Source organism: Listeria sp. ILCC792 (assembly GCF_900186135.1).
Taxonomy (GTDB): Bacteria; Bacillota; Bacilli; order Lactobacillales; family Listeriaceae; genus Listeria; species Listeria goaensis.
This window is the reverse complement of the sequence record NZ_FYBO01000003.1, coordinates 41739-56221: the sequence shown is the minus strand read 5'-3', so window position 1 is coordinate 56221 and position 14483 is coordinate 41739. Positions and strand designations below refer to the sequence as shown.

Genomic DNA, 14483 nt, shown 5'->3' with positions numbered 1-14483 from the left:
TTCTATTTGGTTTCGATTTTTTCTTCATACGCCAAAATGGCATCTAAATGTTCGAGCGTAATCGCGATATCGTCGAGTCCGTTCAAAAACTTTTCTTTCCAAGTGGGGTCAATCGTGAATGAAAATTGACCGACAGAGCTTCGCACCTCTTGATTTGGCAAGTCGATAACGATTTCTTCTTCGGAGGAAATTTTGGACAGTTTCTCGCGTGCCAGAGCAGGCAACACAATGGGGAGGACTCCGTTTTTTGTGCAGTTCATGTAAAAAATGTCGCTGTAGCCACCGGCAATGATGACCCGGAAGCCGTAATCAAGTAGCGCCCAAGCGGCATGTTCGCGCGACGAGCCGCAACCAAAATTGTCGCCAGTTACTAGAATCGTCGCGTTTTGTCTGTCAGCCGCATTAAGCGGGAATTCAGGATTTGGCTTACGATTTGGCAAATAGCGCCACTCATCAAACAGAAATTCACCAAATCCCGTTTTTTCAATTCGTTTTAAAAAGGTCTTTGGAATAATTTGGTCGGTGTCGATGTTATCATTCATGAGCGCCACCGTTTGCCCTTTATGAATTTGAATAGCTTCCACTAAGAACAGCCTCCTTTCGAACATCAATAAATTTGCCGTGAATAGCTGCTGCCGCGGCCATAGCAGGGGAGACGAGATGCGTTCTAGCACCTTTCCCTTGTCGTCCTTCAAAATTACGGTTGGACGTCGAGGCGCAGTGCACACCATCTGGCACTTGGTCGGGATTCATCCCAAGACACATTGAGCAACCAGGCTCGCGCCACTCAAATCCGGCCGCCTTAAACACCTCATCTAAACCACGCTTTTCTGCTTCAAAACGGACTTTGCGCGAACCCGGGACGACGAGTGCGCGAATCCCCGGTTTAACTTTTTTCCCCGCAATGATTTTAGCCGCTTCCTCAAGATCAGAAATCCGTGCGTTCGTGCACGAACCGATAAAGACGTATCCGAGCTCAATATCTTCGGCGCGTGCGCCAGGAGTAAGTCCCATGTAAGTGTAGGCACGCTCATCGTTAATATTTTGAATCGCTGGGAACGGCTGGGAAATCGGCACGCCCATTTCAGGATTCGTTCCCCATGTGACGTAAGGTTCGAGAGTGGAAACGTCAACTTGAAGATGCAAATCATAAGTAGCGTCGTCGTCTGTTTTCAGCGTCTGCCAATCTGTAATGGCCGCTTCCATATCTTGCGGTGCATATTCACGTCCGCGAACATAGTCAAATGTCGTTTGATCTGGCGCCATCATGCCCATTTTTGCGCCACCTTCAATTGCCATATTGCAAATGGTCATACGTTCTTCCATCGTGAGCTTCGATATCGTATCGCCGAAATATTCAATGGCATATCCCGTTCCAAAAGCAACGCCATAAGTGGCAATTAAATGCAAAATAATATCCTTCGCATAAACGCCTGGTTGCAGCTCGCCCGTAATTTCAATGCCCATCGACTTCGGTTTCTGCTGCCAAATGGTTTGCGTCGCAAAAACATGTTCCACTTCACTTGAACCAATCCCAAAACCAATCGCGCCAAAGGCCCCGTGTGTCGCCGTATGCGAGTCACCGCATACAATGACTTTCCCAGGTTGTGTCAGCCCCGTTTCAGGGCCCACCATGTGCACAATTCCTTGTCGGTCAGAACCTACATCGGCAAGTGTGACACCAAAATCGCGACAGTTTTTTTGCAAAGCTTCAATTTGTTTTTTCGCTACTAAGTCTTGAATGTTAAAAATATCTTCAGTCGGAACGTTGTGATCCATCGTCGCAAACGTCTTATCTGGCCGTCTTACTGGACGATTTCCCATGCGAAGCCCTTCAAACGCCTGCGGAGAAGTCACTTCATGGATGAGATGCAAATCAACATATAATAACTGCGGTTCACCAACTTCCCCGTAAATCACATGACGGTCCCACAATTTATCAAATAGCGTCTTACCCATGTGTAACGCCTCCTTTAATCCGTTTTTGAACTTCTGCCGTAAAGGCCGTCGTACTCGTTTCGCCTTTTAAGTCTTTTGTGAAAAACCCGGCTATTAAGGTATCATTTACAGCGGTTTCCAGTGCGTGCGCCTCAGCTTCCAAGTGGAAAGATTCCCTTAACATCATCGCAACTGATAAAATCATCGAAATTGGGTTTGCTACGTTTTGACCCGCAATATCAGGCGCAGATCCGTGAATCGGCTCATAAAGCGAAGGTCCATTTTCCGCAAAACTCGCCGAAGGAAGCATGCCCAGTGAGCCAGACAAAACAGAGGCTTCGTCACTTAAAATATCACCAAACATGTTTTCCGTAACGAGCACATCATATTGCCGCGGATTTTGAATCAAATGCATCGCACATGCGTCCACATATTGATGTTCGAGTGTAACGTCAGGATAGTCCGCCGCCACATCATTTGCGATTTGGCGCCACAATTTGCTCGATGCAAGTACATTCGCTTTATCAACCGAAGTCACTTTTTTCTTGCGGTTTTTCGCAATTTCAAACGCCTGAACGATAATTCGACGGATCTCTTCAGCAGAATAAACGAGCGTATCTACCGCGCTGTCTGCGTCGAAACGCTTCGGCTCACCGAAGTAAAGCCCACCCGTCAGCTCCCGCACAATCACCAAGTCAGTGCCATTTACAATCTCTTGTTTTAAAGGGGAGAGATGGCTAATACTTCTAGACACCTGTACAGGACGAATATTTGCGAACAAACCGAGTGATTTCCGAAGAGCAAGTAAGCCTTGTTCCGGCCGAATCGGTGCATCATCCCACTTTGGGCCTCCAATTGCCGCAAGCAAAATGGCGTCAGCGCTTAGACATGCTTGAAGCGTTTCTTCTGGAAATGGCTGGCCTGTCAAATCAATTGCCGCCCCACCAAACGCGCAAGTTTTAATTTGAAACGTATGACCAAATTGTTTTTCAATTTCCTTTAGCGCAGAAAGACCAGCCTCCATAATTTCTGGTCCAATCCCGTCGCCTGGAAGTGCTGTAATCGTGTACTCCATTTAGCGTGCCTCCTCAAATGACTTTTCTGTTTCAGGCATTTTTTTCGTGCTTGCATTTAAGTATGCCTTCGCACTTGCGGTCAGCACATCATGGTCAATGCCAATTCCGTGAATTTCATGGCCCGCTTGATTTTTAATAACCACATGAACTTCCGCTTGTGCATCTTGACCAGGAGTAATGGCTTGAATGTGATAATTCACGAGCGTAACGTCTTGATTTAGCAGACGATTAATCGTGTTGTAAATCGCTTCAATGCTTCCAGCTCCAGTCGCAGCGTCTTCGCGCACGCCATCTTGTCCCTCTGTTCTAACGACCGCCGCCTGAACGCCATCTGTCACAAATTGCACTTGGAGGTGAGTCAGCGATTCATTTTCCGCTGTTTCAGCCGCTTGACCAGCCACTAACGCATGCAAGTCTGCCTCGGAGATTTCCTTTTTAACATCAGCAAGATTTTTAAATTGTTTAAAGGCTTCGTTTTGTTCCGCTTCCGAAAGCGAATAGCCGAGTTCCTCCATGCGTGCTGTGAACGCGTGCCGCCCAGAAAGCTTCCCAAGTGGTAGCGAATTTTTTTGAACGCCAACAAGAGCTGGCGTAATAATCTCATACGTATCCGGATTTTTCAGCACACCATCTTGGTGAATGCCCGATTCATGCGCATAGGCATTGCCACCAATAACCGCTTTGTTGCGCGGAACCGGCATGCCTGAAAGCCGGCTTACCAAATCGCTCGTCGCCTTAATTTGATTGAGTGTTATATTCGTTTCCGCTTGGTAGAAATCCTTCCGAATGTGGAGCGCTACAGCGACTTCCTCAAGTGCAGTATTGCCCGCACGTTCGCCGATGCCATTAATAGCACCTTCCACGCGGAGCGCACCGTTTTCAATTGCCGCCAGCGAATTGGCAACTGCCATTCCAAGGTCATCGTGACAATGCGAGGAAAAAATCACATCATCAAATTCTGGAATGTTCGCTTTTAGGTCACGGAAGAGCTGGCCAAATTCGGTAGGATTCGTGTAGCCGACCGTGTCAGGGATATTAATTACCTTTGCGCCAGCATGAATGGCGGTTTGAACGGCCTCAATTAGAAACGCCCGATCTGTCCGCGTCGCATCTTCTGGCGAAAATTGAACAATGTTAAATAGCTTTCTAGCAAAAGTAACGTGGTGTTTGATAGAAGACAAAACTTCATCTTTGGTCATTTTGAGTTTGTACTGCATATGGACGTCGCTTGTCGCAAGAAAAATATGCAGTTGCGGGCTTTTCGCATGTTTTAGCGCTTCATGTGCCCGTAAAATGTCCTGTTCCCGGCAACGTGCTAAACCAGTTACACTAGATGTTTGAACGGCTTCACTAATGGCTTTCACGCATTCAAAATCACCTAGAGAAGAAATCGGAAAACCGGCTTCGATGACATCTACACCAAGTTTTTCCAGTTGTAAGGCGATTCTAACTTTCTCCTTTACATCAAAATTTACTCCAGGGGTTTGTTCGCCGTCGCGAAGTGTAGTGTCAAAAAACTGGATTTTTTTCATTCGATTTCACCTCATTAGATTTATTTGATGGAACAAAATTATTTGACTTGTTCAACTTGTTTAGGATTTACAAATGGCATCATACGACGTAAATTCGCGCCAACTTCCTCAATTTGATGTCCTTTTTGTTCAGCACGCAAACGGTGGAATTCTTTAAAGCCGTTTTTATTATCATCAATAAAGGCTTTGGCAAAATTTCCGTTTTGAATATCCGTAAGTACTTCTTTCATTGCTTTTTTCGTATCCGCCGTCACAACGCGAGGACCAGATACGTAATCACCGTATTCCGCCGTATTTGAAATGGAGTGGCGCATTTTTTCCATACCGCCTTCATACATTAAATCCACAATTAATTTCATTTCGTGCAGCACTTCAAAGTAAGCAAGTTCAGGTTGGTAACCCGCTTCCACAAGCGTTTCAAAACCAGCTTGGATTAAATGTGTAGCACCGCCGCAAAGAACAGCTTGTTCACCGAATAAATCTGTTTCCGTTTCTTCTTTAAAGGTTGTTTCAATAACGCCAGCACGTGTTGCTCCGATACCTTTTGCATAAGATAAAGCAACATCGCGCGCGCCTCCAGTTGCATCTTGGTAAACTGCAAACAGGGCAGGGACTGCACCGCCTTCAACGAATGTGCGACGAACAAGATGCCCAGGACCTTTTGGCGCTACTAAAAATACATCCACGTCACTTGGCGGCGTGATAACGTCAAAGTGAATGTTAAAACCATGTGCAAAAACAAGTGCATTGCCAGCTTCTAGGCCGGGTTTAATTTCATTTTCATAAGCTTCTCCTTGTGTCTCATCAGGAAGCAAAATCATGACCACATCAGCTTTTTCAGCAGCATCTTTGACAGAATATACTTTAAAACCATCATTTCTTGCCGCTTCCGCTGATTTACCTTCACGAATACCGATAATAACGTTATTTCCATTATCACGTAAATTTTGAGAATGGGCGTGACCTTGCGAACCATACCCAATAACCGCAACCGTTTTTCCTTCTAAAGCATTTCCATTTACTGCATCTTCATAATAAACTTTTGTCATTTTCCTAACCTCCAAATTTTTTTCTATAGGGTAATTCATTACCTAATTTTTTTTCGGACTGCGTGTAAAGCCAGTCACACCAGTTCTTGCCATTTGTTTAATTCCATAAGGTCTGACAACATCGACAAAGGCGTCTACCTTTTCACTCGTTCCCGCAACTTGAATGACAATGCTTTTTGCACCGACATCAATAATCGTCGCTCGAAAAGGTTCAATCACAGCAGTGAGCTCCGCACGAACAGAAGCAGGGGCGCTAATTTTCACAAGTGCTAATTCACGCTCAATATGCGGATCATCTGTAATATCACTAACCTTTAACACATCAATTTGCTTATTTAATTGCTTCGTCACTTGCTCAATTTCATACAGTGAGTCCACATGAACAACAATCGTAATCCGCGATACATTCGGGGTTTCTGTCCAACCAACCGAAATACTATCGATATTATATTGTCGCCTCGAAATGACACCCGTAATCCGGTTCAAAACCCCCGAAGCGTTGTTCACCGTTGCCGTAATAATTCTGCGCATCTCACTCGACTCCCTCCATCTGATGATTCGGTTTTCCACTCGGCACCATCGGCAGCACGAGCTCATTTTTTGAAATATGAACATCAATGACAGCAGGACCATCGTGTGAAAAAGCTTCGCGTAATTTCGCTTCAAGCGTTTCAGGGTCTGTGATGCGTACACTCTTGACCCCGTATGCTTCACTAAGCTTCACAAAATCAGGCTGACTTTGGAAAATGGAATGTGAAAAGCGCTCATTGTGGAATTTTTCCTGCCACTGTCTGACCATCCCAAGAGAGCCATTGTTTAAAATAATCGTCTTAAGTGCGATGCCGTAATCATTTAAAATCGCCAGTTCCTGCGACGTCATTTGAAAGCCACCATCGCCAACAAAAGCCACGACCGTTTTATTTGGAAAAGCTAACTTTGCGCCAATCCCAGCTGGAATCCCAAAGCCCATCGTGCCTAGACCGCCACTTGTAATAATTTGATGATCAAATTGGAAAGGATAAAATTGTGCCACCCACATTTGATGCTGCCCAACGTCCGTTGCCACAAGCGCCTCACCATTTGTTAATTCACCAACGAGTTCAATTACTTTTTGCGGTTTAATCTCAGCATTTTGTTTCCGGTCATATGAATAAGGATGTCGTTCTTTTCGCGTCATATTTAATTTGTGCCAGTGGGTAATATCTTCCTTGTCCGCTAAATCCATTTTTAAAATTTGCTGTAGCGTTTCATTAATGTCTGCCACAATAGGAATTTGCGTCGGAATAATTTTACCAATTTCCGCTGGGTCAATATCAACATGAGCAATAACAGCGTGTTTGGCAAATTCTTTTGGTGCGCTTGCTAAACGATCATCGAAGCGTGAACCAAAGTTGATGAGCAAATCGCAATCTGTTAGCGCCATGTTGGCAGCATAGGAGCCATGCATACCGCCCATACCAAGAAAAAGTTCGTGATCAGAAGGGAAGCTCCCAAGACCAAGTAAGGTATTCACAACTGGTATTTCATAACGTTCTGCAAATTCTAAAAGTTCAGCCGTCGCGCGCGAATGATTTACGCCTGCACCTGCTAAAATGAGCGGCTTATTCGCTTTTTCAAGCGCCTGCATCAATTTTTCTACTTGCAATGGATTCGGTAAGTAAGTAGGTTGGTATCCCGGTAAATCAATTGTATCGGGATGTACCACATCCGTATGCGCAATTCCAATGTCTTTTGGAATATCAATTACAACAGGGCCTTTTCGACCGGTTGTCGCAATATGAAATGCTTCATTTACAATTCGTGGTAAGTCACGCACATCGCGCACTTGGTAATTGTATTTTGTAATCGGAATGGTTAGCCCAATCATATCAGCCTCTTGGAAGGCGTCTTTACCAATTCCCGGCGTATGAACTTGGCCAGTAAAAACGACTAAAGGAATTGAATCGCTCATGGCATCAGCAATTCCAGTTAGCACGTTCGTAGCACCAGGCCCACTTGTCACAACAACAACGCCTGGTTTGCCCGTCACTTTCGCATAACCTTCCGCCGCATGAATGGCACCTTGTTCGTGTCTTGCCAAAATATGCGGAATATTGCAGTCATAAAATCCATCGTAAAGCGGTAGAACGGCACCACCCGGATAGCCAAAAATCATTTCAACGTTTTGTTTATTCAAGGCATCAATTAGCAGTTCGGCGCCTGTTTTTGCTGCCGTGTCGCTTACTTCGTTTTTTAGCATCTTCATCACCTCGTTTTAATCTAATAAGTCTTCTGGAATTTGCATAACGCCGCCTGTATGAGCCGATGTGACGAGCGCTGTGTAACGAGCCAAATAACCCGTTTTTACTTTTGCTTTAAAAGGTTGTAGTTCTTGTTTGCGCGCTTCAAGTTCGGCATCTGACACGTCCACGTTTAGCGTTCTGTTCGGCAAGTCGATGATAATTTGGTCACCGTCCCGAACGAGTGCAATCGGACCACCCGCTGCTGCTTCTGGTGAAATATGACCGACGGCAATGCCGCGAGTTGCTCCGGAAAATCTACCGTCTGTGATGAGCGCCACATCTTTACCAAGTCCGCGACCAACGATAGAAGAGGTTGGTGCGAGCATTTCTGGCATTCCCGGCCCGCCTTTTGGACCTTCATAGCGAATGACCACGACGTGACCTTCTTTTACGGTATGATTATCAATCGCTTCAACCGCTTCATCGTGTGAACTAAAGCAAATCGCTTCGCCTTTAAACACTTGAACGGACGGATCTACACCGCCGACTTTAATCGCCGCTCCTTTTGGTGCAATGTTGCCAAAGAGAATGGATAACCCGCCAACAGGGCTATAAGGATCTTCTTTCGGATGAATGACTTTTTCATTTTTGATTGCCGCATCCGCTACATTTTCGCGAATCGTTTTGCCCGTTACCGTGATTCGGTCAGGGTGAATCGCATTTTCAAGTTCCACAAGTTCTTTCACTATGGCAGAAACGCCACCAGCCTCATGAACATCGTGCATCGAATAGGCGGAAGACGGGGCGATTTTTGAAAGGTAGGGTACACGAGCTGCAATATCATTAATTCGCTCAAGCTCATAATCGATGCCTGCTTCATTAGCAAGCGCGAGCGTGTGCAGTACCGTGTTGGTTGAACCGCCCATCGCCATATCAAGCGCAAACGCATCATCAATGGCATCCTTCGTAACAATATCTCTTGGACGAATGTCCTTTTTAACCAAATCCATCAAATGAAAAGCCGATTTCCGAATCAGTTCGCGCCGGTCATCTGAAACTGCGAGTGTCGTCCCGTTACCCGGAAGAGCAAGACCAAGAATTTCCATCAGACAATTCATGGAGTTGGCAGTGAACATTCCTGCGCATGAACCGCAAGTTGGACACGCGTTTTTTTCCATATCTAAAAATTCTTCTTTCGACATCGAGCCTTCTTTAAATGATCCAACAGCTTCAAAAACGGAGGAGAGCGTTAACGCTTTTCCGGTTGCTGAAAGACCAGCTTTCATCGGGCCACCTGAACAAAAAATAGCGGGGACGTTTGTCCGAACTGATGCGAGCAACATGCCGGGCGTAATTTTATCGCAATTCGGAATATAAAACACGCCATCAAACCAGTGCGCATTAATAACAGTTTCTGCCGCATCCGCAATGATTTCGCGACTTGGTAGGGAATAACGCATACCAATATGTCCCATCGCAATCCCATCATCTACACCAATCGTATTGAACTCAAATGGAATACCGCCAGCTTCGCGAATAGCTTCCTTCGCTACATCTGCAAGTTCACGTAAATGTACGTGACCCGGAACAATATCAATATATGAATTACAGATTGCAATGAATGGCTTATTCATGTCACCCGGGCTTTTTAGTTGCCCCGTTGCATGCAGCAAGCTTCTTGCCGGTGCTTGTTCAACACCTTTTTTGATTTTATCACTTCGCATTTTTCTACCCCTTTTCCTACCATAAATTTTCTAAGCAGAATTTTGTGAATTTACTAAACAATAAATGTATGCTAGCTATCTTTTCAAAAGAAAAAGCACCCCAATTTTGTTCCAAACAAAATGGGATGCTTTGAAAGAATCCCATTTAGTAATTCTAAACAGGACTCGAAACCGCTTGAAATCGCGAATTCAAAGTCCTGCTAGAGTAATAAAATTGTAATGACGGCATTAAATGATACTTGTTTCATGGTCATTAACTCCTTTTAATCAAAATGGGATATAGCATTCATAATTTACCACATCAAAGCTTTAAATCTAGCAAGTGATGTAATGTTATAATTAAATATAAACGTGTTGCTCGTAGAAGTCAACAGTTATTTGAAAATTTTCTGTCAGTTTAGACGATTCAATAATTGAGAATAGAAAAATGATAAATTAGTACCAGGTATAACAATCCACCTATAACTTAAAAGAAAACGCTTTCTCGATGAAAATAAAAAAAGAAAACAGAATAGTTTTACTTTTTGATTAAAATTATTATATTTTTATCACGATGGACCCAAAAGTATACAAGTGGAGCTTTTTTTGATAAGTTTAAATTAGTAAATTTGATGAGGAAAGCAAGGGAATAAAATGGAACCTTTGGAAACAAGACGGTTGCTTTTAATTGAATATACATTTGAAATGATTGAGGCCACAATTAAAGGTATTTCAGAGCTCGAAAAAGTGACGGGATACGATGTTTCAGAAGAATGGCCGGGAATCGATTTCTTTTTTTATTTACCATATGTTCTGGAAAATGTGAAAAACAAACCTGAGATGACAAAGTGGACAAAACTTGTTGTCTTAAAAGAAGAAGGCATTGTAATCGGTGAAATTGGTGGGCAAGGGAATCCCGACGAAACAGGAGAAATTGAGCTCGGATACAGCATTGTAGAAAGCTATCAAGGCCATGGATACATGAAAGAGGCGTTAGCTGAAATGGTTTTGTGGCTTGTCGCGCAGAAAAAAATAACCCGCATTTTTGCGCGGTCATTTGAGCATAATTTAGCTTCGATACATGTTTTACAAGGCACCGGCTTTAAATACCGAGAAGGTCACGATGAAATGCAACTAGGCGGGAAAATTACACTTTGGGAGCTGGATCAAACATGATGATAATTCCTTCTGGGAAACCTAAGATATGGGATAAAAATCCAAAATATGGTCCTTGTCAGACAAGAAAAGCATACACTGGAACGTTTCATAAACTCTGTCAGGCTTACGCAGAAAAATTTGCAGATGAATACGTGATTTTGTCCCCAAAATACGGATTCCTGCACCCAAATGATACCCTTTTGAAAACATATGATGTCCGTTTCAATCAAAAAGGCGTCACAGCTGAAACTATTCAACTAGACGCACTAAAAGCGCAGTGGCGCGCATTAAAACTTGAAAATCAAGAATCAATTATTCTACTTGGTGGCAAAAAATATGGTCCGCTTCTGGAACAAATCACAGGTGGTACGCAGCAATTTGTGCAGCCACTCATTGGCTACTCGGGAATTGGCGTGATGCAGGCAAAATTGAAACAAGCCATTTTGTCCAATCAGCCGTTAAATGCGTGTGAGCATGAATAAAGCGGCTGTAATTAATAAGAAAAGTACGCCCATATTGACGTTTTTTCGAATGAAAAAGTAAAGTGATTGAATTAGCATTAGCGCGCATAATGCGACAACAACTATGTGTAACATCTTTTAAACCTCCTATGCTAATTTAAAATTTCTTTGATTTTGTCTAAAAGGGAGCGTTTCTCTGTGTTTTCAGGTTCCTTTTGCTCCGCATGTAAATGGACGTCTTCGATATTCACTTCTTTTGTATCGGCTAAAACGAGATAAATATCGGTATCCTCTTCTTCACGTGACACAATTGAAAACTCATGTTTCGTTCGTTCAGCAATTTGGATATATGGTCGAAGCAGCGCGTATCCAAGTGCGCCATTTAAAAGTAATTTTGAACCTTCATACGTGAGAACCTTTTCTTCTAGTTCAGGCAACATTTTTTTAGAAAGAACTTCACTTTTATTTAACGCAACAATGACGCGTTCTCGGTACGTTCCCAAATATTTCTTTTTTTCTGCTGGATTCAATTCTTTCGGACCATATAACCCGTTGTCGATGTAGTCTTGCAAATTATCAGCCATTTTACAACTGCTCCTTTAAGATTATTCTCTTTCATTTTAGCATGTGCCCATTTAAATTCAAGCTTGAATAATCAATTTGCACTTTATTTTTAACTTCTAGGTATGATATAATTTTTATAACTACGTTTTGTAGTATAAGTTAGGGCAATCTAAAAAAATACATAAGATGAGGCTTAGAAAGTATGCTAGGCGTATATTTTCTTTTTAGTCAAAAAAGAAAGCAAGAGGTGTAAGCTTAATGAAAAGCTGGAGTGAATTTTTAGAGCAGGAAGCGAATGAAACTTATTTTGTCGAACTGATGGAAAAAGTTGGTGCGGCACGTCGTTTAGGAAATGTTTATCCACCTGAAGAAGATATGTTTTCCTGTTTTAAATTATGCCCATATGAAAAGACTAAAGTGGTCATTATCGGGCAAGATCCGTATCACCGCGCGGGGCAGGCGCATGGACTTAGTTTCTCGGTTAAACCGGGGCAAAAAATTCCGCCTAGCTTGCGAAATATGTATAAAGAGTTGAAAACGGACTTAAATATTGATGCGCCAAATCATGGTTATTTAGGTGGTTGGGCGGAGCAAGGTGTTTTGATGATGAACACAAGTTGGAGCGTTCAGGAAGGGGCGGCGGGAAGCCATAAATCATATGGCTGGGCTACTTTCACGAAAAGAGTGTTAGCTGAACTAAATGATTACCCCGAACCACTTGTGTTTATTCTTTGGGGCAACCACGCTCAAAAGGTAGCAGAAGGTGTGACAAATCCAAAACATTATTTAATTAAAGGAACGCACCCATCACCACTTGCGGCAAATGGCGGATTTTTTGGAAGCCAACCATTTTCAAAAGCAAATGATTTTCTCGAAAAATCTGGGCGCGGGAAAATTGATTGGGCCCTCCAAAATATAAACAGCTAAGGGAAGTAATGATAAGATTAGAGGCATTAAATTCCCAAATGGAGCCAAAAACAGAAGCAGAGCTTTTGCGATTAGCCATAAAAGTGCGGACAATGTTTAAAAACAAGCGGCGAGGATTTAATTCCTCGCCGCTTGTTTTTTATTCTTCATGAACTTTAAACCAGCTAAAGCCGTCCTTAGCGAGTAGTTCATCTGCTTCATCTGGCCCCATCGTGCCAGGTGTATAATTCGGGAAGTGTCCCTTCGTGTTTTTCCAAACATCTGCTACGTGATCGATGAAATTCCAAGATAGACTTACCTCATCCCAATGTGAGAAGTAAGTGGCATCACCGCGTAAGCAGTCTAAAATGAGTTTTTCGTATGCTTCTGGTGTGTTCATTCCGTCTGGAGAAGAATGAGCGTAGTTTAAATTAATCGGCATGGTTTCCATACCTTGACCAGGCTTTTTAACATTAAGATGTAAAGTGATACCTTCATTAGGTTGGATATGAATGACGAGCACATTGCCGCCTAGTGACATATCGCTACCAAAAAGGTTCATTGGGACGTTTTTAAAGTGAATCGCAATTTGTGTAGCTTTGGCAGCTAAACGTTTACCAGTTCGGATATAGAACGGGACGCCAGTCCAGCGGAAATTATCAATTAATAGTTTCGCCGCGACAAACGTTTCGGTATTGGAGTCTGGATTCACATTGTCTTCTTCGCGGTAACCTTTTAAATCTTTACCAAATGCGTGACCAGAACCGTATTGCCCACGAATGAAGTTTTCTAACACTTCTTCACCTTCATAAACGCGAAGAGAACGTAGTGCTCGTACTTTTTCATGACGAATTTCTTTGGTGGAAAGTTTAATAGGCGGTTCCATGGCAAGTAAGGAAACAATTTGCAAAATATGGTTTTGCACCATATCGCGGAGTGCACCACTTTCATCATAGTAACGCCCGCGGTCTTCAACACCTAAAACTTCACTTAGCGTAACTTGAATATTGTCAATATAACGATTATTCCAAAGTGATTCGATAATAGAATTAGCGAAGCGAATAACGGAAATATTTTGAATCATTTCTTTCCCTAAGTAATGGTCAATACGGTAGATTTCATCTTCATGAAAAGCTTCACGAAGGGAATCATTTAATTCATGAGCACTTTCTAAGTCATGCCCAAACGGTTTTTCAATAATTAAACGATGGAAACCTTTCGTATCAACAAAGCCTTCAGATTTGATGCGGCTTGCAATAATGCCGAAAAAGTTCGGCGCCATAGCTAAGTAGAAAATACGATTGCCAGCTAAATCATATTTTTGATCAAGTTCATCTGACAATGTTTTAAGCGAAACGTAGGACTCTTTATTGGTGACATCATGTGACTGATAGTAAAAATGACTAGCAAATTCATCTGCTTCAGCACTTGAAGCGGCAATATCTTGAATTGATTCTTTCACCTTATCTCGAAAGAAATCATTACTCCATTCCCGGCGCGCAGTTCCAATTACAGCAAAATTTTTCTTTAAATAGCCTTTGCTAAATAAATGATATAGCGAAGGGTAAAGTTTTCGATTTGCTAAATCTCCCGTACCGCCAAAAATTGTAATCAAAGCTTTTTGTTCTAAATTATCTGTCATACGCACTTACCCTCTTTCTCGTTTCTGCTTTAACAAGGATTACATAAATCCATTCGAGCACAAAAAGCTCTATAGCTCCATACTATTTTATCCATTAAAGTATGTTTGTGCAACTGTTTGAACTAGAAAAAGAATGTGAATTTAAAATGAAAACGTTTTATTTCGAGAATTCATTTCATTTTTGAAGGAGTATGATAAAATGGAACATATTGATTTAGAAAGTTGGGAGAAA

At 42.7% G+C, this 14483-nt stretch carries 14 protein-coding genes; 3 read left to right on the top strand and 11 right to left on the bottom strand.

Translation table 11 applies throughout. The features are described from left to right. Positions 1–2: 2 nt before the first annotated feature. The 8 genes from leuD to ilvD are packed head-to-tail and all read right to left on the bottom strand — an operon-like array spanning position 3 to position 9541. Positions 3–584, bottom strand: coding sequence for a 3-isopropylmalate dehydratase small subunit (gene leuD, locus CFS60_RS04990; RefSeq protein ID WP_088809592.1), 582 nt, complete (start codon positions 582–584; stop codon positions 3–5). Continuing rightward, the gene (leuC, locus tag CFS60_RS04985; protein ID WP_088809593.1) at positions 562–1959 is read right to left on the bottom strand and encodes a 3-isopropylmalate dehydratase large subunit; all 1398 of its coding nucleotides are present in this window, start codon (positions 1957–1959) and stop codon (positions 562–564) included. The genes leuD and leuC overlap by 23 nt, the downstream gene beginning before the upstream one ends. Next, entirely contained in the window at positions 1952–3013 is a 1062-nt protein-coding gene (gene leuB / locus CFS60_RS04980; protein ID WP_088838909.1) for a 3-isopropylmalate dehydrogenase, read from the bottom strand. Before leuB ends, leuC begins: the two co-directional genes overlap by 8 nt. After that, complete coding sequence (locus CFS60_RS04975; RefSeq protein ID WP_088825449.1) at positions 3014–4546, bottom strand: 2-isopropylmalate synthase; 1533 nt, start codon at positions 4544–4546, stop codon at positions 3014–3016. A gap of 38 nt (positions 4547–4584) precedes the next feature. Continuing rightward, on the bottom strand, positions 4585–5595 hold the full coding sequence (gene ilvC / locus CFS60_RS04970; protein WP_088809596.1) for a ketol-acid reductoisomerase: 1011 nt from the start codon (positions 5593–5595) through the stop codon (positions 4585–4587). Between the two features lie 42 nt (positions 5596–5637). Then, positions 5638–6126, bottom strand: a complete 489-nt coding sequence (gene ilvN / locus CFS60_RS04965) for an acetolactate synthase small subunit (RefSeq protein ID WP_088809597.1) — start codon at positions 6124–6126, stop codon at positions 5638–5640. A gap of 1 nt (position 6127) precedes the next feature. After that, positions 6128–7840, bottom strand: a complete 1713-nt coding sequence (gene ilvB, locus CFS60_RS04960; protein WP_179946597.1) for a biosynthetic-type acetolactate synthase large subunit — start codon at positions 7838–7840, stop codon at positions 6128–6130. Between the two features lie 9 nt (positions 7841–7849). Continuing rightward, positions 7850–9541, bottom strand: coding sequence for a dihydroxy-acid dehydratase (ilvD, locus tag CFS60_RS04955; protein ID WP_088809599.1), 1692 nt, complete (start codon positions 9539–9541; stop codon positions 7850–7852). Positions 9542–10174: 633 nt separating this feature from the next. Between ilvD and CFS60_RS04950 the strand changes: the two genes are divergently transcribed. Next, positions 10175–10696, top strand: a complete 522-nt coding sequence (locus CFS60_RS04950) for a GNAT family N-acetyltransferase (protein WP_088838907.1) — start codon at positions 10175–10177, stop codon at positions 10694–10696. Beyond that, the gene (locus CFS60_RS04945; protein ID WP_088838906.1) at positions 10693–11160 is read left to right on the top strand and encodes a DUF6884 domain-containing protein; all 468 of its coding nucleotides are present in this window, start codon (positions 10693–10695) and stop codon (positions 11158–11160) included. Before CFS60_RS04950 ends, CFS60_RS04945 begins: the two co-directional genes overlap by 4 nt. On the opposite strand, the gene CFS60_RS13895 is transcribed toward CFS60_RS04945, so the two are convergent. Both CFS60_RS13895 and CFS60_RS04935 read right to left on the bottom strand, forming a co-directional pair. Continuing rightward, a complete protein-coding gene (locus CFS60_RS13895; protein WP_088809602.1) occupies positions 11137–11274 on the bottom strand; it encodes a hypothetical protein in 138 nt (45 codons plus the stop codon). The two genes, CFS60_RS04945 and CFS60_RS13895, sit on opposite strands and share 24 nt — an antisense overlap. Before the next feature lie 17 nt (positions 11275–11291). Then, positions 11292–11723, bottom strand: a complete 432-nt coding sequence (locus CFS60_RS04935) for a YueI family protein (protein WP_088809603.1) — start codon at positions 11721–11723, stop codon at positions 11292–11294. Positions 11724–11961: 238 nt separating this feature from the next. On the opposite strand from CFS60_RS04935, the gene CFS60_RS04930 reads away from it, so the two are divergent. Further along, positions 11962–12630, top strand: coding sequence for a uracil-DNA glycosylase (locus CFS60_RS04930; protein ID WP_088838905.1), 669 nt, complete (start codon positions 11962–11964; stop codon positions 12628–12630). A 139-nt stretch (positions 12631–12769) separates the two neighbouring features. On the opposite strand, the gene zwf is transcribed toward CFS60_RS04930, so the two are convergent. Continuing rightward, on the bottom strand, positions 12770–14251 hold the full coding sequence (zwf, locus tag CFS60_RS04925) for a glucose-6-phosphate dehydrogenase (protein WP_088838904.1): 1482 nt from the start codon (positions 14249–14251) through the stop codon (positions 12770–12772). Positions 14252–14483: the final 232 nt, after the last annotated feature.